At 66.8% G+C, this 18,605-nt stretch carries 16 protein-coding genes and 1 riboswitch; all 16 genes read left to right on the forward strand.

All coding sequences use genetic code 11. The features are described 5' to 3' along the window. The first annotated feature begins 149 nt into the window (after positions 1-149). The 16 genes from ACLSSQ_RS00755 (at position 150) to cutA (ending at position 18,603) form a co-directional block, all read left to right on the forward strand. The gene (locus tag ACLSSQ_RS00755; RefSeq protein ID WP_416243509.1) at positions 150-689 is read left to right on the forward strand and encodes a GNAT family N-acetyltransferase; all 540 of its coding nucleotides are present in this window, start codon (positions 150-152) and stop codon (positions 687-689) included. Continuing rightward, complete coding sequence (locus ACLSSQ_RS00760; protein ID WP_014235843.1) at positions 686-997, forward strand: DUF6916 family protein; 312 nt, start codon at positions 686-688, stop codon at positions 995-997. Before ACLSSQ_RS00755 ends, ACLSSQ_RS00760 begins: the two co-directional genes overlap by 4 nt. Before the next feature lie 39 nt (positions 998-1,036). Further along, complete coding sequence (locus ACLSSQ_RS00765; protein ID WP_416243510.1) at positions 1,037-1,543, forward strand: phage tail protein; 507 nt, start codon at positions 1,037-1,039, stop codon at positions 1,541-1,543. A gap of 12 nt (positions 1,544-1,555) precedes the next feature. Then, on the forward strand, positions 1,556-2,077 hold the full coding sequence (locus tag ACLSSQ_RS00770) for a phage tail protein (RefSeq protein ID WP_416243511.1): 522 nt from the start codon (positions 1,556-1,558) through the stop codon (positions 2,075-2,077). A gap of 18 nt (positions 2,078-2,095) precedes the next feature. Continuing rightward, positions 2,096-2,635, forward strand: coding sequence for a phage tail protein (locus ACLSSQ_RS00775; protein WP_416243512.1), 540 nt, complete (start codon positions 2,096-2,098; stop codon positions 2,633-2,635). 534 nt (positions 2,636-3,169) lie between these two features. After that, on the forward strand, positions 3,170-7,501 hold the full coding sequence (locus ACLSSQ_RS00780; protein ID WP_416243513.1) for an Ig-like domain-containing protein: 4,332 nt from the start codon (positions 3,170-3,172) through the stop codon (positions 7,499-7,501). Between the two features lie 141 nt (positions 7,502-7,642). Continuing rightward, on the forward strand, positions 7,643-9,154 hold the full coding sequence (gene ilvA, locus ACLSSQ_RS00785; RefSeq protein WP_416243514.1) for a threonine ammonia-lyase, biosynthetic: 1,512 nt from the start codon (positions 7,643-7,645) through the stop codon (positions 9,152-9,154). Between the two features lie 101 nt (positions 9,155-9,255). Further along, positions 9,256-10,311, forward strand: a complete 1,056-nt coding sequence (locus ACLSSQ_RS00790; RefSeq protein ID WP_416243515.1) for a VanZ family protein — start codon at positions 9,256-9,258, stop codon at positions 10,309-10,311. Between the two features lie 34 nt (positions 10,312-10,345). Further along, a complete protein-coding gene (locus ACLSSQ_RS00795) occupies positions 10,346-10,654 on the forward strand; it encodes a (2Fe-2S) ferredoxin domain-containing protein (protein ID WP_416243516.1) in 309 nt (102 codons plus the stop codon). A 2-nt stretch (positions 10,655-10,656) separates the two neighbouring features. After that, complete coding sequence (locus ACLSSQ_RS00800) at positions 10,657-11,295, forward strand: alpha/beta hydrolase (RefSeq protein WP_416243517.1); 639 nt, start codon at positions 10,657-10,659, stop codon at positions 11,293-11,295. A gap of 99 nt (positions 11,296-11,394) precedes the next feature. Next, a complete protein-coding gene (locus ACLSSQ_RS00805) occupies positions 11,395-12,318 on the forward strand; it encodes an ATP-binding cassette domain-containing protein (RefSeq protein ID WP_416243518.1) in 924 nt (307 codons plus the stop codon). Between the two features lie 226 nt (positions 12,319-12,544). Further along, entirely contained in the window at positions 12,545-15,202 is a 2,658-nt protein-coding gene (locus ACLSSQ_RS00810) for a chemotaxis protein CheW (protein WP_416243519.1), read from the forward strand. 307 nt (positions 15,203-15,509) lie between these two features. Beyond that, positions 15,510-15,665: riboswitch (cobalamin riboswitch) on the forward strand. 107 nt (positions 15,666-15,772) lie between these two features. Then, entirely contained in the window at positions 15,773-15,943 is a 171-nt protein-coding gene (gene cbpA / locus ACLSSQ_RS00815) for a modified peptide precursor CbpA (RefSeq protein ID WP_130459689.1), read from the forward strand. Continuing rightward, positions 15,940-17,310 carry a peptide-modifying radical SAM enzyme CbpB gene (cbpB, locus tag ACLSSQ_RS00820; RefSeq protein ID WP_416243520.1) on the forward strand — a complete coding sequence of 457 codons (1,371 nt, stop codon included), beginning with the start codon at positions 15,940-15,942 and terminating at the stop codon, positions 17,308-17,310. The genes cbpA and cbpB overlap by 4 nt, the downstream gene beginning before the upstream one ends. A gap of 90 nt (positions 17,311-17,400) precedes the next feature. Continuing rightward, positions 17,401-18,201: an ABC transporter permease gene (locus ACLSSQ_RS00825; RefSeq protein WP_416243521.1), complete on the forward strand. Its 801-nt coding sequence runs from the start codon at positions 17,401-17,403 to the stop codon at positions 18,199-18,201. Between the two features lie 60 nt (positions 18,202-18,261). After that, on the forward strand, positions 18,262-18,603 hold the full coding sequence (cutA, locus tag ACLSSQ_RS00830; RefSeq protein WP_416243522.1) for a divalent-cation tolerance protein CutA: 342 nt from the start codon (positions 18,262-18,264) through the stop codon (positions 18,601-18,603). Positions 18,604-18,605: the final 2 nt, after the last annotated feature.

Below are 18,605 nucleotides of genomic sequence, written 5' to 3' on the forward strand. Positions count from 1 at the left end.
CGGCATGCCGCATGGATAAACGGTCTTTGCGTTTTATAAGACTTTAGTGATATGCAAAATGAATTGCTATCGTCATTCAGTGTTTGTATAACGCCATTGACGTGAACGTTAACCCGTTGCCCCCCTTACGTGAGTAATTCGGCTTGCCCATGTCCCTTTCCTGTACCGATTCCTCCTGCGGCAGTTCCTGTGAGGAGTGCCCTCTCCGGCTGGCGTTGCGTCCCATCGAGGCGGGGGACCGGGAGTTGCTGTTCCGCATCTATGCCTCCACCCGGGAAGCGGAGCGGCAGCTGCTCGACTGGGCCCCGGTCCAGTGGGAGGCATTCCTGCGGCAGCAGTTCGGTTTTCAGCACGACCAGTACATGGTGGCCTACCAGAACCCCTCCTTTGATCTGGTGCTGCTGGAGGACGAGCCGGTCGGACGCCTGTATGTGGATCGCCGCGACGACGAGATCCGTGTCATCGATATCGCCCTACTGGAGGAATTCCGATGTCGGGGCATCGGCGGCCGGCTGCTGCGGACCCTGATAGCAGAGGCGGAGACAGGTGGCCGCTTCCTCGGGCTGCATGTGGAAAAAAACAATCCTGTCCTGGACTTCTACCGCCGTCTCGGCTTCCAGGAGGTGGTGGACCGGGGGGTCTATCTCTATATGACCAGGTTGCCCCAGCACCAGGGGGGGGCATCGTGAGTACCCCTCTGCTCGGCTTGGCCGACTACCAGGCGCTCCAGGGAGCGACGCTGGCCTTTTCCCCGGCGGATGGCGGCGAGCCCCTGTGGCTGCAGCTGGTGTCCGTGGCAGCGCTCCGCTCACCGACGATTGAAGGCTTTGTCCTGATGTTCTCGGGAGCGCCGGACCGGGTCCTGCCCCAGGGTACCCATCTGCTGGCCCATCCGTCCCAGGGCAACGTCCCCATTTTTCTCGGTCCCGTGATGGGCGGCGGGGCCGGGGAGGTTCGCTATCAGGCGGTCTTTTCCCGCCTGAGAACATCCGCCTGAGGAGAAACGATCGTGGAAGGCTATCTAGGAGAAATTCGCATGTTTGCCGGGGACTATGCCCCGCAAGGATGGGCCCTATGCAATGGGGCCACACTTCCGATATCCGGGAATGAAGCGTTGTTCTCCCTGTTGGGGACGACCTACGGCGGTAACGGCAGCAACAACTTTGCCTTGCCCGACCTGCGCGGCCGGGCACCCATGAGCACGGGTACCGGCGTGATTGCCGGCACGGGGCAGAGCCTGACGCCCAGAGCCCTGGGCAACTCGGTGGGGAGTGAGACGGTGGCCCTGAACCAGAACAACCTGCCGGCCCATACCCATCCCATGCCCGCCGGCGGCCCCGGGACCACCAACGCCCCGGCCGGCAAGCTGCCGGGAACCGCTGCCAGCAACCTCTACAGCCAGACGACGACTGCCGCCGCCAACATGAACCCGGCGATGGTCAGTCCCGCCGGCGGCGGCGGTCTGCCCCACAACAACATGATGCCCACCACCTGCATCAATTTCATCATCGCCCTCAGCGGCATCTACCCGACTGCGGGATAAGGAGACAACACCATGGATCCATTTCTCGGAGAAATCCGCCCCTTCGCCTTCGGCGTCATACCTCAGGGCTGGCATCTGTGCGACGGCACGGTCATGCAGATTCGGCAGAACAACGCCCTGTTTGCCCTGATCGGTGTTGCCTACGGCGGGGATGGCGTCAACACCTTCAATTTGCCCGACCTGCGTGGTCGGGTGCCCCTTTGCCAGGGCGTTGTGCCCAACGTGGGCACGTTTGTGGCCGGCAATGCCGGTGGCCTGGAAGCTGTAGCGCTGACCACCGCCCAGGTGCCGCCCCATAGCCACAGCGTCGGCTGCAGCACGGCGACTGCCACCACCAACAATCCGGCAGGCGCCCTCCCCGCCCTGGCGGCAGAGAACACCAATATCTATGCAGATGCCCCCGTTCCGGCTGCCTATATGGCTGCCGGCGTCATTGCAACGGCGGGCCAGAGCCTGGCGCACAACAACATGCAGCCGACCCTGGCTGTCAATTTCTGCATTGCCACCCAGGGCCTTTGGCCCACCAGAAGTTGAACATCCGAGGAGAACACCATGGCTGATCCGTACTACGGCGAAATCCGCGCCTTCGCCTTCAACTATCCTCCAGTGGACTGGGCCTTCTGCGATGGAACAGGCGTCAATGCCGTGCAGGCCCAGGTCCTTTTCTCCGTCATCGGCAACCTCTACGGCGGCAACACCACGGTATTCAACCTGCCGAAGCTGCAGGGTCGGACCGTGATGGGCAGCGGTATGGGACCGAACCTGACGCCCCGCAGCGTACCCCAGGCCGTCGGCACCTACAGCGAGACACTCACCGTCGCTCAGGTGCCGGACCACACTCACTCGGTCGTGGCGGAGGGCGCCAATGCCAGCGCCCTTGCTCCCGCCGGCGCCTATCTGGCCAAGGGGGTCAAGGGTACGCCACCCCGGGTGACTGCCGTGAATACCTATGCCGGTTCTGCGCCCAATGCGGTGATGGTTTCCGCCCTGGCGCCGGTCGGTAGCAGCGGTCCCCACAGCAACCTGCAACCCTATTTGACGCTGAACTTCTGCATTTGCGTCAACGGTGCCGACTACCCCCTCCGTCCCTGATGTCATCAACTGGCAGAGCCATCCATGTATGGCTCTGCCCTTTCTGTACCCCGTTGCGATTACTGAAGCACTCTGGATATGCGTATGAAACCGAATTGCCTGAATCCCCTGTTTTCTTCCCTTGTTGCGGGACTCAGACTTTTCCGTGGGCTGTTGCTCCTGTTGCTGGCCCTGGCACTGCCTGCCTACGGCACGATCAATGGCGGTACCATTAGCTTTGGGACAGGACATACCACTTACGACGATGTCGCCAGTCCCTATAACGGCCTTACCTTTAGCGGACAGTGGCAGTATCACAGTGAAGCTAGTGTGGCTCCTCTATTAGCCACATCAGGACAGCCCACAACCGGGGACGGGATCATATCTACATCTCTTGCAGGTGACGGAATCATCAAGTCAGCTAATGGTGTTGACCGCTTCAATCTTACCTCTCTGAGAATCCTTGCTTATGGCACCGGGTTCTCCAGTTTTACTTTTGTTGGCTATCGTGGTGGTGTCGCGGGTCCTAGTGAGACGGTGAATGTTAGTGCCGGAATGGACGCATTTGCGGCCTTCAACCTTTCGAACATGACCAATGTGGATGAGATACGCGTTACCAACAACTCTGCTACGGAGCCATACAATTACGTATTTGACGACTTAGTAATCTCCGCCTATTCAGCTCCCCTGAGCCTGTCACCTGCTTCCCTGACCAATCCCACGGTCGGCAGCACCTACAGCCAGACCATCAGCGCCAGCGGCGGCAACGGTACGTACAGTTACGCGGTCACTGCCGGCAGTCTGCCGGCCGGCCTTAGCCTTAACGCCAGCACCGGGGCACTCACCGGTACGCCGACGGCGGGCGGTACATTCAACTTCACCATCACGGCCACCGACACGGCCAGCGCCACCGGCAGCAAGGCCTATTCGGTGACGGTGGCAGCACCCACCATCAGCTTCTCTCCCACCACCCTGACGGCTGGCACCGTCGGCAGTGCCTACAGCCAGAGCATCAGCGGCAGCGGCGGCACGGCCCCTTACGGCAGCTATATCGTCAAGACCGGAGCCCTGCCTGCCGGGTTGTCCCTGAGTTCCGGCGGGGTCGTCTCGGGCACACCGACGGCGGGCGGCACCTTTACCTTCACTGTGCAGGGGACGGACAGCAGTACGGGCACCGGTCCCTACTCCGCCACCAGCAGCACCATTTCCCTGACCATTGGCGCTCCCACTCTCTCGTTTACGCCGACCACCCTGACCGGCGGCACCGTGGGGGTGGCCTACAGCCAGTCGCTCAGCGGCAGCGGCGGTACTGCGCCCTATGGCAGCTTCACCCTGGCCAGCGGCAGCCTGCCGCCCGGCCTGAGCCTGGGCTCGGGCGGCACCGTCAGCGGCACGCCGACGGCAGCCGGCACCTACACCTTCACGGTCAGCGCCCAGGACTCCAGTACCGGCAGCGGGCCCTACAGCGGCACCAGCAGTACCATTTCCCTGACCATCGGCGCCCCAACCTTGTCCCTGTCGCCCGCGGCCGGGGCCCTGACGGCTGCCTCCCGGGGCAGTGCCTACAGCCAGACCTTCAGCACCAGCGGTGGCACCTCGCCCTACACCTACAGCATCACTGCCGGCAGCCTGCCCGCGGGCCTGACCCTGAGCAGCGGGGGCGTGCTCTCGGGCATCCCGACGGTGGAGGGCAACTTTTCCTTCACCGTCACCGCCACGGACAGCAGCGGCGGCACCCAGTACTCCACCAGCCAGGCCTATACCCTGACGGTCAATCCGCCCCTGCCGGTGGCCAATGCGGTGAGCGCCACGGTGGCCTACAACAGCAGCAACAACGCCATCACCCTCAACATCACCGGCGGCACCGCCACCAGCGTGACGGTGGCCAGTGCCGCCAGCCACGGCACGGCCACGGCCAGCGGCACCAGCATCACCTATACCCCCACCGCCGGCTATTCGGGCAGCGACAGCTTCACCTATACGGCCACCAACGCCAGCGGCACCTCGGCACCGGCGACGGTGAGCATCACCGTCAATCCCCAGGCGCCGGTGGCCAATGCGGTGAGCGCCACGGTGGCCTACAACAGCAGCAACAACGCCATCACCCTCAATATCACCGGCGGTGCGGCTACCAGCGTGGCGGTGGCCAGTGCCGCCAGCCACGGCACGGCCACGGCCAGCGGTACCAGCATCACCTACACCCCCACCCCCGGCTATGTGGGTTCGGACAGCTTCACCTATACGGCCACCAATGCGACCGGCACCTCGGCCGCGGCAACGGTGACCATTACCGTCAATCCCCTGGCGCCGGTGGCCAATGCGGTGAGCGCCACGGTGGCCTACAACAGCAGCAACAACGCCATCACCCTCAACATCACCGGCGGTGTCGCCACCAGCGTGGCGGTGGCCAGCGGGGCCAGCCACGGCACGGCCACCGCCAGCGGCACCAGCATCACCTACACCCCCACCGCCGGCTATTCGGGCAGCGACAGCTTCACCTATACGGCTACCAATGCGACCGGCACTTCGGCGGCGGCGACGGTGAGCATCACCGTCAATCCCCAGGCGCCGGTGGCCAATGCGGTATCCCTCACCGTTTCCTACAACAGCGCGGCCAATCCGGTGACCCTCAACATCACCGGCGGTGCGGCTACCAGTGTGGCCGTGGCCGGTGCCGCCAGTCACGGCGTAGCCACGGCCAGCGGCACCAGCATCACCTATACGCCGACCAGCGGCTATTCGGGCAGCGACAGCTTCACCTATACGGCCACCAACGCCGGCGGCACCTCGGCGGCGGCGACGGTGAGCATCACCGTCAATCCCCAGGCACCGGTGGCCAATGCGGTATCGGTGACGGTGGCTTTCAACAGCAGTAACAACGCCATTCCCCTCAGCATCAGCGGCGGCGCCGCCACCAGCGTGGCGGTGGCCAGCGGGGCCAGCCATGGCACGGCCACGGCCAGCGGCACCAGCATCACCTATACGCCGACGGTGGGCTATACCGGCAGCGACAGCTTCACTTACACCGCCACCAACGCCACCGGTACTTCGGCGGCTGCTACCGTTACCATCACCGTTTCTGCCGCGGCACCGGTAGCCAATGCGGTGAGCGCCACGGTGGCCTTCAACAGCGGCGCCAATCCCATCGCCCTCAACATTACCGGCGGCGTCGCCACCAGCGTTTCCGTGGCAACGGCGGCGGCCCACGGTACGGCCACGGCCAGCGGCACCAGCATTACCTACACTCCCCATGCCGGTTATTCGGGCAGCGACAGCTTCACCTACCGGGCCACCAATGCCACCGGCACTTCGGCTCCGGCGACGGTGACCATCACCGTCAATCCTGCCGCTCCCGTGGCCGGGGCGGTGACGGTGACGGTGCCCATCAACAGCAGCAACAATCCCATTCCCCTCAATGTTTCGGGCGGCGCGGCCACCACGGTGACGGTGGTGACGGCCCCCGGCCACGGCACGGCCACGGCCAGCGGCGCCAGCATCACCTATACGCCGACGGCAGGCTATTCGGGCAGCGACAGCTTCACCTATACCGCCACCAACGCCACCGGCACTTCGGCTCCGGCGACGGTGACCATCAGCGTCATGACCCGGCCCGATCCGAGCAAGGATGCCAATGTGGTCGGCATCATCGGGGCCCAGGCGGAAGTGGCCAAGCGCTTCTCCCTGACCCAGATCAGCAATTTCCAGTCCCGCCTGGAAAACCTCCATGTGCGCCTGCGTCCGGAGCGTCCCCGGGGCTTCGACAGTCCCAATGCCCGGCGTCCGTCGGTGATGCCCGCCCTGGCTGCCGTGGGCAACAACAGCGGGCCGGCTGCCGGAAATATCGACCAGAACGGCGGTTTCGGCCTCGCAACAGGAACGGCGGTCACCAACCTCGGCAGTCGTGATGCGGCTACCGGCACCGGTGGTGTTGTGACGGCAGGTCCGGCTCCCGGCCAGGAGAGTGGCTTCAATCCCTTCTCCGCCTTGAGCACCCTGGGGCAGATGGCCAACAGCCACGGCCTGCCGACCCTGAACATTTCCAGCAAGGCCAGCAACTTCCAGGACACCGGCTTCGATGTGTGGAGTGCGGGCAATATCTCCTTCGGCCGCCTGGACGACGCGGATGCCAAGTTCACCACTTCCGGCATTTCCTTCGGCACCGACAGCCGCTTCGGCGACAACCTGATCCTGGGCCTGGGCGTCGGCTTCGGCCATGAGCGGCAGAAGATCGGCAACGACGGCACCCGCAACGTGGGCGACGATTACTCGGTGATCGTCTACGGCAGCTACCAGCCCATGCCCGGCACCTTCATCGACGGCCTCATCGGCATGGGACGGCTGGACCTGGAGTCGCGCCGCTACTCCGCCGCCGCCGGCGCCTTCGCCACCAGCCAGCGTACCGGCAAGCAGTGGTTCGCCTCCCTCAGCGCCGCCTACGAGTTCCAGCAGGATGCCCACATCCTGTCGCCCTACGGCCGCATCGACATCGCCTCCACCCGGCTCGATGCCGCGGTGGAAAGCGGCGCCGGCATCTACAACCTGGCCTACTTCTCCCAGAAGGCGCCGGTGACCAAGCTGTCCTTCGGCCTGCGGGGCGAGACCAGCGTCGAGCTGGAGACCACCCTGGCCCGGCCCTATTTCCGGGTCGAGTACCAGCACGACTTCGAGAATCCGGAAGGGGCGCGCATGGCCTATGCGGACGACCTGTCCGGTCCCTCCTACCAGATCGCGGCGACCACCCTGAAGCGGGACACCATGGTCTTCGGCCTGGGCAGCGACTTCGTCTTCAAGAGCGCCTGGACCCTGGGACTGCGCTACCAGTACAGCAACAATTCCGGGGCCATGACCATGCATACCCTGGGGCTGCAGATACGCAAATCCTTCTGACCCTGCGGGGCCGGGTGCAGCCTGCCCGGCCCCTGCCTGCCGGCCCCGTCCCGGCGGGGGCTTTCGCCTTCCCTTCATGGACTTGCCCCCACCCGGGGGGTACACTGCCGTGCTTTACGCCCTCGGCATCCGACCTTCCCCATGCAGCACGACTATCTGACCAAAATCCTCAACGCCCGGGTCTATGAGGCCGCCGTTGAGACTCCCCTGGAACTGGCGCCCAATCTCTCCCACCGGCTCGGCAACCGCTTCTATTTCAAGCGCGAGGACATGCAGCCGGTGTTCTCCTTCAAGCTGCGCGGCGCCTACAACAAGATTGCCCACCTCACCCCGGCCCAGCTGCAGCGCGGCGTCATCTGCGCCTCCGCCGGCAACCACGCCCAGGGCGTGGCCCTTTCCGCCGCCAAGATCGGCTGCCGGGCGGTCATCGTCATGCCCACCACCACGCCCCAGATCAAGGTCCAGGCCGTGGCTTCCCGGGGCGGCGAGGTGGTGCTGGCCGGCGAGTCCTACGACGAGGCCTATGCCCATGCGGTGGAGCTGGAGAAGGCCGAGAAGCTGACTTTCGTGCACCCCTTCGACGACCCCTACGTCATCGCCGGCCAGGGCACCATCGGCATGGAAATCCTGCGCCAGCACGGCAAGCCGATCCACGCCGTGTTCGTGGCCATCGGCGGCGGCGGCCTGGCGGCCGGCGTGGCCGCCTACATCAAGGCGGTGCGGCCGGAGATCAAGGTCATCGGCGTGGAAACCTTCGACGCCGACGCCATGAAGCAGTCCATCGCCGCCGGCAAGCGGGTGCGCCTCGACAACGTGGGCCTCTTCGCCGACGGCACGGCGGTGAAGTTCGTCGGCGAGGAAACCTTCCGGGTCTGCCGCGAATACCTGGACGACATCATCCTGGTGGATACGGACGCCATCTGCGCCGCCATCAAGGACGTCTTCGAGGACACCCGCTCCATCCTGGAGCCTTCCGGCGCCCTGGCCATCGCCGGCGCCAAGGAATACGCCAAGCAGCACAAGCTGAAGGACAAGTCCCTGGTGGCCGTGGCCTCCGGCGCCAATACCAATTTCGACCGCCTGCGCTTCGTCGCCGAGCGGGCCGAGGTGGGCGAGCAGCGGGAGGCGGTGCTGGCCGTGACCCTGCCGGAGAAGCCCGGCGCCTACAAGAAGTTCGTCTCCCTCATCGGCAGCCGCAACATCACCGAATTCAACTACCGCTTCCACGAGGCGCGGGAAGCCCACGTCTTCGTCGGCGTGCAGGTGGCCAACCGGGCCGAATCCACCAAGCTGGTGGAGAGCCTGAAAAAGCACGGCTATGCCACACTGGACCTGACCGACGACGAAATGGGCAAGCTGCACGTGCGCCACATGGTCGGCGGCCATGCGCCCCAGGTGGAGAACGAGCTGCTGTACCGCTTCGAGTTCCCGGAACGGCCCGGCGCCCTGATGAACTTCCTCAACCGCATGAGCTCCGGCTGGAACATCAGCCTCTTCCACTACCGCAACCACGGCGCCGACTACGGCCGGGTGCTGGTGGGCATGCAGGTGCCGCCGGCGGAGATGGGCGAGTTCCAGACCTTCCTCCAGGAGCTGGGCTACCACCACTGGGACGAGACGGCCAACCCGGCCTACAAGCTCTTCCTCGGCTGAGGTCGCCGGGGCGGCGGCGCCGGAGGGGCGCCCCGTCCCCGCCTGTGCCATACTGAAAACCCGTCGACGCCCTCCGGATTTCCCTCCGCCCGTCCCCCGCCATGTTCTCCCGCCCCGGTACCGTCCTCGCCCGCTACCTGGCCCTGGCCTACGTCCTGCTGGTGATCTACGCCAGCCTGCACCCCTTCGCCGGCTGGCGCGACCTGGGCCTGTCCCCCTTCGCCTTCCTCGAGGCCGGCTGGCCCCGCTACTGGACGGCCTTCGACCTGGTGGTGAACGTGGGGGTGTACCTGCCCCTCGGCTTCCTCCTGGCCCTGGCCCTGCCCATGCCGGTCCTGCCGCGCCTGCTGCCCAGCCTGCTGGCGGTGCTGCTAGGCAGCGGCCTTTCCTTCGGACTGGAGTCGGTGCAGACCTGGCTGCCCAGCCGGGTCCCCTCCAACCTGGACCTGGCCTGCAATGCCCTGGGGGCCCTGCTCGGCGCCCTGGCCGCCTTCTTCCACGGTGAGCGCCTGTTCCTGCGCCTGACCCACTGGCACGGCCGCCTGGTGGCGGACCTGCCCCATGCCGAACTGGGGGCGGTGCTGCTGGGCCTGTGGCTGGTGACCCAGCTGTCGCCGGAAACCCTGCTCTTCGGCAGCGGCGACCTGCGCAGCCTGCTGGGCCTGCCCCTGGCCGTGCCTTTCGATCCGCCCGTGTTCCAGCTGGTGGAGGCCCTCATCGTCGGCACCTCGGTGGTGGCCCTGGGCCTCTTTGCCCGCACCCTGCTGGCGCCCCGCTGGCCGGCCTGGGTCGGCCCGCCCCTGCTGATCCTGGCGGCCCTGGGGGTGAAGTCCCTGGCCCTGGCGGTGCTGGTCAGTCCCGGCGACGCCTTCATCTGGTGGAGCGAGGGGGCGCGCCTGGGCCTGCTGTGGGGCGGCATCGTGCTGGCGGTGCTGGCCTGGCTGCCGCCCAACTGGCGCATCGTCCTCGCCGGCCTGGCCCTGATGGCGGCCACGGTGCTGGTGAACCTGGCGCCGGAGAATCCCTATTCCGCCGCCGCCCTGGCCGCCTGGCGCCAGGGGCACTTTTTCAATTTCAACGGTCTTACCCGTCTGACGGCCGCCCTGTGGCCTTTCGCCGCCCTGCCTTATCTGATGCTGCTGGGGCGGCGGCTATAATCCGATCCCGACGTTTTTCCTTCCGGACTGCCCCATGAGCTACTACCAACACCACGCCTTCATCTGCTGCAACCAGCGCGCCGACGGCGAAACCTGCTGTAACGCCCTGGGGGCCAGCGAGCTGATGGCCTACGCCAAGGACAAGGTGGCCGCCGCCAAGCGCAACGGCCCCGGTCAGGTGCGCATCAACAAGGCCGGCTGTCTGGGCCGCTGCGACAACGGCCCGGTGATGGTGATCTACCCGGAAGAGACCTGGTACACCTTTCTCGACAAGTCCGACATCGACGAGATCGTGGAGGAACACCTGCTCCACGGCCGCATCGTCGAGCGCCTGAAGATCTGACCATGCGCGTCGAACCCGAACTGCTGCTGCTCGATGGCCCTGTCGGCAAGATCGAGGTGATCCTGGAGAACCCGGGGGCGCCCAAGGGCATCGCCCTCATCGGCCATCCCCATCCCCTCTTCGGCGGCGCCAACACCAACAAGGTGGCCCAGACCCTGGCTCGTACCCTGGTGCAGCTGGGCTATGCCGCCCTGCGCCCCAACTTCCGCGGTGTCGGCCAGAGCGAAGGCAGCCACGACGAGGGCCAGGGCGAGAGCGATGACATGCTGGCGGTGCTGGACTATGCGAAGGAGCGCTTCGGCCACCTGCCCGTGGTGCTGGCCGGCTTCTCCTTCGGCGCCTACGTCCAGGCCAAGGTGGCCGCCCGCCTGGCCGAAGCCGGCCACCCGGCCCAGCGCCTGGTGCTGGTGGGCACCGCCTCCGGCCATGTGGAAGGGGCGCGCCAGTACAACACCAGCGCCGTGGCGCCGGACACCATCGTCATCCACGGCTCCAAGGACGAAACGGTGCCTTTGGAAAATGTGCTGGCCTGGGCCGAGCCCATGGAGCTGCCGGTGGTGGTGGTGGCGGGGGCGGACCATTTCTTCCACCGCCGCCTGCACGTCTTGAAAGACATCATCACCCGCGCCTGGAAACACTGACCAACCCATGCCGTGGCAGCCAGCAAGGACGGGCATCTCCGCCTTGCCTGGCTGGAGATCGGCATCCCTCCTGCCTTCCCGGGCAGGGCTCAAACAGAAATGGATAGGGCTCCTGTGCAACCTCTGATCGTCGAATCCCTGGTCAAGCGCTACGGCGATTTCACCGCCGTGGACGGCGTCTCCTTTGCCGTCGAGCCGGGCACCTGTTTCGGCCTGCTCGGGCCCAATGGCGCCGGCAAGACCACCACCCTGCGCTGCTGTCTCGGCCTCACGGCTCCCGAGTCCGGCGTGGTGCGGCTGAACGGCTTGCCCGTGCCGCAAGCGGCCAGGGAAGCCCGTCTGCGGACCGGCGTGGTGCCCCAGTTCGACAACCTGGACCCGGATTTCACGGTGGCCGAGAACCTGCTGGTGTACGGCCGCTACTTCGGCCTCAGCGACGCCACGGTGCTGGCCCGCATTCCCGAGCTGCTGGAATTCGCCGGCCTCGGCGGCAAGGAAAAGTCGCCCCTGAAAAGCCTCTCCGGCGGCATGAAGCGGCGCCTGACCCTGGCCCGGGCGTTGGTCAACGACCCGGACATCGTCTTCCTCGACGAGCCCACTACCGGCCTCGATCCCCAGGCCCGGCACCTCATCTGGGAGCGCCTCAAGGCCCTCACCGCCCGGGGCAAGACCCTCATCCTCACCACCCACTTCATGGACGAGGCGGAACGCCTCTGTCACCAGCTGGCGGTGCTCGACCACGGCCGCCTGATTACCCAGGGCAGCCCCCGGGAACTGATCGCCAGCCACATCGAGCCCCAGGTGGTGGAGGTTTACGGCGAAAACGCCCCGGCCTGGGCCGAGGGTCACGGCCATCTGGCGGACCGCTGCGAAATCTCCGGCGAGACGGCCTTCTTCTACTGCCGCGAGCCGGCGTCCCTGCTGGAGGCCCTGACCGCCGCCCCTGGCCTGCACTACGTGCACCGGGCGGCCAACCTGGAAGACGTCTTCATCAAGCTCACCGGCCGCGAACTGCGGGACTGAGGGCCGCCCCCGGCCCCGGGAATTCCCGGGGGCTATGCAAAGCCGGGCTTCACGCTACAATCTCCCCACCCATGACCCGGGCATCGACCCGGGCGCCGGCAGCGGCCCAGGGCCAGCCCGCTGCCTGTCGTTCTCCATAAGGCCCGACCACCACCGCACGACCTCCCGTATTCCGACTGGCAGGGGCCCTCACGCCCACCGCCGGCGCCATCCTAGGAGGAGTGCCATGCACGACGACAACCAGGGCCTGGTGGAGGCCTTCATCCCCTTCATGCGCAGCGTCGCCCAGTGCGAAAAGCAGCTGGAGAACCTCAATTTTACCTGGGGGATGATCGAGGCCACGGCCAAGATGAACTGCCCGGCCGAGGCCAAGACCATCCTGCCGACCATGGGCGCCACCCGGGAGGGCTTCGGCCGCCTGGAGCGGCAGCTGATCGAGAACCTGGTGCAGGAGAACATCCGCAAGGTGGTGCTGGAAATCGGCTCCAAGGCCCAGGTGGCGGTGGACATCCTGATCCGCAACCTCTACGAGCGCACCGCCGACGTGGGTTTCCTGGCCACGGACGAGGATATCCGGGACTTCATCCGCCAGCGCAAGGAGGCGCCGGACCAGGAGACCCTGGAAGGGGAGAAGGCCCGCATCCTGCGCCGCCTGCAGGAGTACCGGGACAAATACACGGTGTACGACGAAATCCTGGTGCTGGACCTCAACGGCCGGGTCATCGCCCACCTGGACGGCGCCAGCCCCGTGCTCTTCTCCCAGGACCCCCTGCTGCAACAGACCCTGCACACCGACGGCTATGTGGAGACCTTCCGCGCCAGTGACCTGCGCCCCGGTCTGGAGCGGGCCCTCATCTACTCCCAGCGCATCGACGACGGCGATAGCGGCGAGCCCCTGGGGGTGCTGTGCCTGTGCTTCCGCTTCGCCGACGAGACGGAGAGCATCTTCCGCAACCTGCGTCGCCGGGAGGACCGTTCGGTGATGCTGCTGCTGGACGCCCAGGGCACGGTGATCGCCTCCAGCGATGCCGACCACGTGCCCCTGGGCCGCCGCCTGGAGCAGGTGCGGGATGCGGATTACCGCATCGTCGATTGGGGCGGCCGCGAGTACCTGGCCAGGACCTGCCCTACCCGGGGCTACCAGGGCTACGTCGGGCCCGGCTGGGTGGGCCATGTCATGGTGCCGGTCAGCTCCGCCTTCCGCGCCGGCCTGGGCCAGGCTGCCGAGAGCCTGCCGGCGGAGGTGCTGGAGGGCGTGCTGGCCCACGCCGACACCTTCTGCCCGGCCCTGGCCGACATCGCCCGGGGCGCCGAGGGCATCAACCTCTCCCTGCGCCGGGTGGTGTGGAACGGCCAGATCATGGCTGCCGACAAGCGGGGCGACCTGCTCAAGCTCAAATCCGTGCTGCAGCAGATTTCCGAGACCGGCGACCGCACCAGCGACCTCTTCGCCCGCTCCATCGCCGACCTCTACCAGACCGCCATCTCCTCCAGCCTGCAGGACGTGCAGTTCATCTCCCGCCTGATGATCGACATCATGGACCGCAACCTCTACGAGCGGGCCAACGACTGCCGCTGGTGGGCCCTTACCTCGGCCCTGCGCCGCAGCATGGCCGCCGGCCGTCCCGGCGAGGCGGAGGCCCAGGCCATGGCCGGCATCCTGGAATACATCAACAGCCTGTACACCGTCTATTCCCGGCTTTTCGTGTACGACCTTTCCGGCACCATCGTCGCCGCTTCCAACCTGCACGGCGACAGCCTCAACCTGGTGGGCAAGAAGGTGGATGCGGGCTGGGTCCAGTCCGTCTTCTACCTGCCCAGCACCCAGCACTACTGCGTCTCCCCCTTCGAGAAGAGCTGGCTCTACGGCGGCCGCCCCACCTACGTCTACAACGCCGCCATCCGTCATCCCGACGATCCGGCCAAGGTGGTGGGGGGCATCGGCATCGTCTTCGACGCAGCGCCCCAGTTCGCCGCCATGCTGGCCGATTCCCTGCCGCCCCAGGCAGGGGCCTTCGCCGTCTTCGCCGAGCGCAGCGGCCGCATCATCGCTTCCTCCGACGAACGCTTCCCGGCGGAAAGCCTGCTGGAGGTGGACAAGAGCCTCTTCGCCGCCGCCAACGGCGAGGGCCGCTCCCGGGTGGTGCAGCTGGCCGGGCGCACCTGGATCGTCGGCAGCACCGCCTCCTTCGGCTACCGGGAATTCAAGAATAGCGGCGACTACAGCAACGACGTGGTGGCCCTGGTGTTCGTCCCCGTCGGCGACGGCAGTGCCGCCGCGGCCCCCCGGGAACGGCGCCCGGCGGTGCTGGAAGGCAGCTACGGCGACCTGCACGCCCGGGGCGGGCAGAGCGTGGAGCTGGCCACCTTCGTCGTCGGCGACAAGGTGTATGGCCTGCCGGCGGCCGAAGTGCTGGAGGCGGTGGACCCGGCCCGGCTTTCCCCCATGAGCGGCTCCCGCCGCTATCTTTGCGGCGTCATCAGCTTCCAGAGCGGTGGCGGCGACAGCGGCACCCTGGTACCGGTGGTGGATATGCGCTTCCTTCTCAACTACCCGGCCAAGGAGGTGGACAACCACAGCCAGATCGTCGTGGTGCGGGTGCGGGACGGCCTCATGGGGCTGCTGGTGGACGATCTCTATGCCGTGCCCGAATTCGACGCCGAGCGCCTGGAGCCGATCCCGGAGATGATCCGCCAGGACGCCGGCTACGTGCAGGCCATCATCAAGCCGCGCCAGCCGGACAGGGAAAAAATCCTCCAGGTGCTGGACCCGGAGCGCATCTGCGGCGCAGCCCAGAGAAAGCCGGAGTCCGCCGCAGGCGTCGAGGCACCGCGCCCGGCGGCGCCCCTGCGGGCCATCGGCGGGCCCGGAGGCGGGCGCTGAAGGGGGAAGGGCAAGGGGGAAGGGCAAGGGGGAAGGGCAAGGGGGAAGGGCAAGGGGGAAGGGCAAGGGGGAAGGGCAAGGGGGAAGGGCAAGGGGGCAGGGCAAGGAGGCAGGGCAAGGAGGCAGGGCAAGGAGGCAGGGCAAGGAGGCAGGGCAAGGAGGCAGGGCAAGGAGGCAGGCGCAGGGCTGCCGGGCAAAAATCCGACCCCGGACAGAGGCGCTTTACCTGGATCAAATCCAGCTGCCGTCGGCCTTGACCCTCCCCGGGCCGGCGGCCAGAATCCGCCCCCATTCGGCTTCCGCTTTCGGAACACGGTGCAACTCCGTGGCGGGCCCGCCGCTGTAATCGGGGACGGTCGTTCCACGGCGTGGTGCAGTTTCTCCACGCCACCCACTGCCGCAGCAAATGCGGCGGGAAGGGGGAACCCAGTAGCAGGACCGGTCGATCCGTAAGCCAGAAGACGGGCGGAAGTCGTGGAGTTCCAGGCAAAGGGCTCCGGCGGCATGTTTCTTTCGAGACAGGCCGCCGGAGCCCTTTTGCTTTTTTTCATACCTTCGCGGGAGGACCCCATGAAAGCCACCACTCAAGTTACCAGCCAAGCCACTACTGCCCAGCAGGCCGCTGTCCAGCCCACCCAGGCCGCCGCCCCGGCCCCGGTCATCGCCAGCCGCAAGTCCTGCAACCCGGACGGCATCGGCCTCTCCCACTACGTCCTGATGGATCGGAAGGCGGCCAAGTGAACGGTCCGGCTCCCCATCTGCCCCGGCTGCAGCCCTACGACATCGGCCATGAGCGCTACGTGGCCCTGCTGCACCCGGAAACCGCCTTCTGGTCCCTGGTGGACAAGGACCGGGTGGAGGCGGAATTGTGCGGCAGCGAGCTGGCCGAGCGCTTCCAGGCCCAGGCGGCAAGGTTCGCCCAGGAAATCCACGCCCTGCGCTTCGAGCTGAAGCCCTCCGGCGTCTATGTGAACCCGACGGAACGCTGCAACCTGGACTGCACCTACTGCTACATCCCCGACACCCTGCGCCGCCACGGCAGCGACATGCCGGCGGAACGGCTGCTGGGGGCCCTGCAGCGGCTGAAGGAATACTTCGCCACGGTGATGGACGGCGGCGAGGGGGCGCGCAAGCCCCGCCTCATCTTCCACGGCGCCGAACCCCTGATGAACCGGGAGGCCCTGTTCGCCGCCATCGACCTGTTCCAGGACGATTTCGCCTTCGGTGTGCAGACCAACGGCACCCTGCTCACCGATGCCGCCGCCGACTTCCTCATGCAGCGCAACGTCAGCATCGGCCTTTCCCTGGACGGTCCCACCGCCCCCATCACCAACGCCACCCGCCACACCTGGGCCGGCCAGGGGGTGCACCAGCACGTGCTGCGGGCCATGGAGCGGCTCCAGGGCTACGGCTCCTGGAGCGTCATCACCACCTGCACCACGGAGAACCTGGCCCACCTGACGGACATGGTGGAGCTGTTCCATCGCCACCAGGTGCCCACCTGCATGCTCAACGCGGTGCGCTGCACCCTTTCCGGCGCCCGGGGGGTCAAGCCGGTGGACGGGGATTTCGCCCGGGCCTTCATTGCCGCCCTGGAGCGGACCCACGAGCTGTACCGGGAGACCGGGCGCAAGCTGGTGGTGGCCAATTTCGCCAACATCCTGCTGGCCATCCTGGCGCCCACGGCGCGGCGCCTGATGTGCGACATCTCCCCCTGCGGCGGCGGCCGGGCTTTCTTCGCCCTGGCGGCGGACGGCGGCCTCTTTCCCTGCAGCGAGTTCATCGGCCTGCCGGCCTTCGAGGGCGGCAACCTGTTTACCGACGGCGTGGCGGCAGCCCTGGAGTCGCCAGCCTTCAAGGAAGTCACCGGACGGGACGTGGATAAGTTCGAGCCCTGCGCTTCCTGCCCCATCCGCCACTTTTGCGGCAGTCCCTGCCCGGCGGAGGCCAACGAGATGAACGGCGGCATGGAGAAGACCGGCGCCTTCTGTCAGTTCTACGAGGAGCAGGTGCGCTACGCCCTGCGCCTGATCGCCGACGGCAAGTCCGACAACTTCCTCTGGGATGGCTGGGACCAAGGTACGGAGACGGTTTTCAGCGCCTGCTGAGGCCCGTTCGAGGCCCGTTTGCCCCCGGTCGGCGGCCCCGCCCCGACCGGGGTGCTTACCTTCCGGGCGCCAAGGCCGGATAATGGCGCCATGAATGCCGCCACTTCCTCCGCTTCCCTCTACGCGCCGCCCCGCCTTTCCGCCCGCTGGTTCCCCGTGTGGCAACGCAATTTCCTGGTCTGGCGCAAGCTGGCCCTGCCTTCCATCCTGGGCAACCTGGCCGACCCCCTGATCTACATGCTGGGCCTGGGCTACGGCCTGGGCAGCATGCTGCCGGAGGTGGCCGGCACCTCCTACGTGGCCTTCCTGGCCGCCGGCACGGTGTGCGCCAGCACCATGAACGCCGCCACCTTCGAAGCCCTCTATTCGGCCTTCTCCCGCATGCACGTGCAGAAGACCTGGGAGGCCATGCTCAACGCCCCCCTGGAGCTGGAGGACGTGATGCTGGGCGAGCTGATCTGGGCCGCCACCAAGAGCCTCCTTTCCGGCTGCGCCATCCTCACGGTGATCTTCGTCCTCGGTCTCTCCCATTCGCCCCTGGCCCTGGGAGTGCTGCCGGTGATCCTGCTCACCGGCCTGGCCTTTGCCGCCCTGGGCCTGATCGTCAATGCCCTGGCACCCTCCTACGATTTCTTCATGTACTACTTCACCCTCTTCATCACCCCCACCATGCTGCTTTCCGGCGTCTTCTTCCCCCGGGAACAGCTGCCGGTCCTGGTCCAGGGGCTGACCGAGGCACTGCCCCTGACCCACGCCGTGCAACTGGTGCGGCCCCTGCTGCAGGGCCAGGTGCCGGCCAATGCCCTGCTGCACGTGGCGGTGCTGCTGGCCATCACCGCCGTCGCCTTCCTCGTCGCCCTGGTGCTGACCCGGCGCCGCCTGCTGCGCTGAGATGGCGGCAGGCGCAGGCAGATCAAAACGCGAAACGCCGCTCTCGGCTAAGATGGCCCCATGACCACCTCCAAAAAAGCCAACCCGGTACTGCTGGTGCAGACCAATTGCCCGGACGGCGAAACCGCCGCCCGCCTCGCCGCCGCCCTGGTGGATGCCCGTCTGGCGGCCTGCGCCAACGTGCTGGCGCCCTGCGCCTCCATCTACCACTGGCAGGGCAAGGTGGAGATGGCCACCGAGACGCCCCTGCAGCTGAAGACCGCCGCCGACCGCTTCCCCGAACTGCGGGCCCGCCTGCTGGAACTGCATCCCTACGACGTGCCGGAGATCGTTGCCTGGCCCGTGGCCGAAGGGCTGCCCGATTACCTCAACTGGGTCGTGACCGAGACCCGCCCCGAGTGACG

The organism is Azospira sp. APE16, assembly GCF_047901315.1.
In the GTDB taxonomy this organism is placed as follows: domain Bacteria; phylum Pseudomonadota; class Gammaproteobacteria; order Burkholderiales; family Rhodocyclaceae; genus Azospira; species Azospira oryzae.

What these genes read in the sequence shown, in the direction of transcription:
- ACLSSQ_RS00780 (WP_416243513.1), top strand. Translation starts at nt 3,170, where the DNA reads ATGGACGCATTTGCGGCCTTCAACCTTTCGAACATGACCAATGTGGAT.
- ACLSSQ_RS00770 (WP_416243511.1), top strand. Translation starts at nt 1,556, where the DNA reads ATGGATCCATTTCTCGGAGAAATCCGCCCCTTCGCCTTCGGCGTCATA.
- ACLSSQ_RS00805 (WP_416243518.1), top strand. Translation starts at nt 11,395, where the DNA reads ATGGATAGGGCTCCTGTGCAACCTCTGATCGTCGAATCCCTGGTCAAG.
- ACLSSQ_RS00755 (WP_416243509.1), top strand. Translation starts at nt 150, where the DNA reads ATGTCCCTTTCCTGTACCGATTCCTCCTGCGGCAGTTCCTGTGAGGAG.
- ACLSSQ_RS00800 (WP_416243517.1), top strand. Translation starts at nt 10,657, where the DNA reads ATGCGCGTCGAACCCGAACTGCTGCTGCTCGATGGCCCTGTCGGCAAG.
- ACLSSQ_RS00795 (WP_416243516.1), top strand. Translation starts at nt 10,346, where the DNA reads ATGAGCTACTACCAACACCACGCCTTCATCTGCTGCAACCAGCGCGCC.
- ACLSSQ_RS00775 (WP_416243512.1), top strand. Translation starts at nt 2,096, where the DNA reads ATGGCTGATCCGTACTACGGCGAAATCCGCGCCTTCGCCTTCAACTAT.
- ACLSSQ_RS00765 (WP_416243510.1), top strand. Translation starts at nt 1,037, where the DNA reads ATGTTTGCCGGGGACTATGCCCCGCAAGGATGGGCCCTATGCAATGGG.
- cbpA (WP_130459689.1), top strand. Translation starts at nt 15,773, where the DNA reads ATGAAAGCCACCACTCAAGTTACCAGCCAAGCCACTACTGCCCAGCAG.
- ACLSSQ_RS00810 (WP_416243519.1), top strand. Translation starts at nt 12,545, where the DNA reads ATGCACGACGACAACCAGGGCCTGGTGGAGGCCTTCATCCCCTTCATG.
- ilvA (WP_416243514.1), top strand. Translation starts at nt 7,643, where the DNA reads ATGCAGCACGACTATCTGACCAAAATCCTCAACGCCCGGGTCTATGAG.
- cutA (WP_416243522.1), top strand. Translation starts at nt 18,262, where the DNA reads ATGACCACCTCCAAAAAAGCCAACCCGGTACTGCTGGTGCAGACCAAT.
- ACLSSQ_RS00825 (WP_416243521.1), top strand. Translation starts at nt 17,401, where the DNA reads ATGAATGCCGCCACTTCCTCCGCTTCCCTCTACGCGCCGCCCCGCCTT.
- ACLSSQ_RS00790 (WP_416243515.1), top strand. Translation starts at nt 9,256, where the DNA reads ATGTTCTCCCGCCCCGGTACCGTCCTCGCCCGCTACCTGGCCCTGGCC.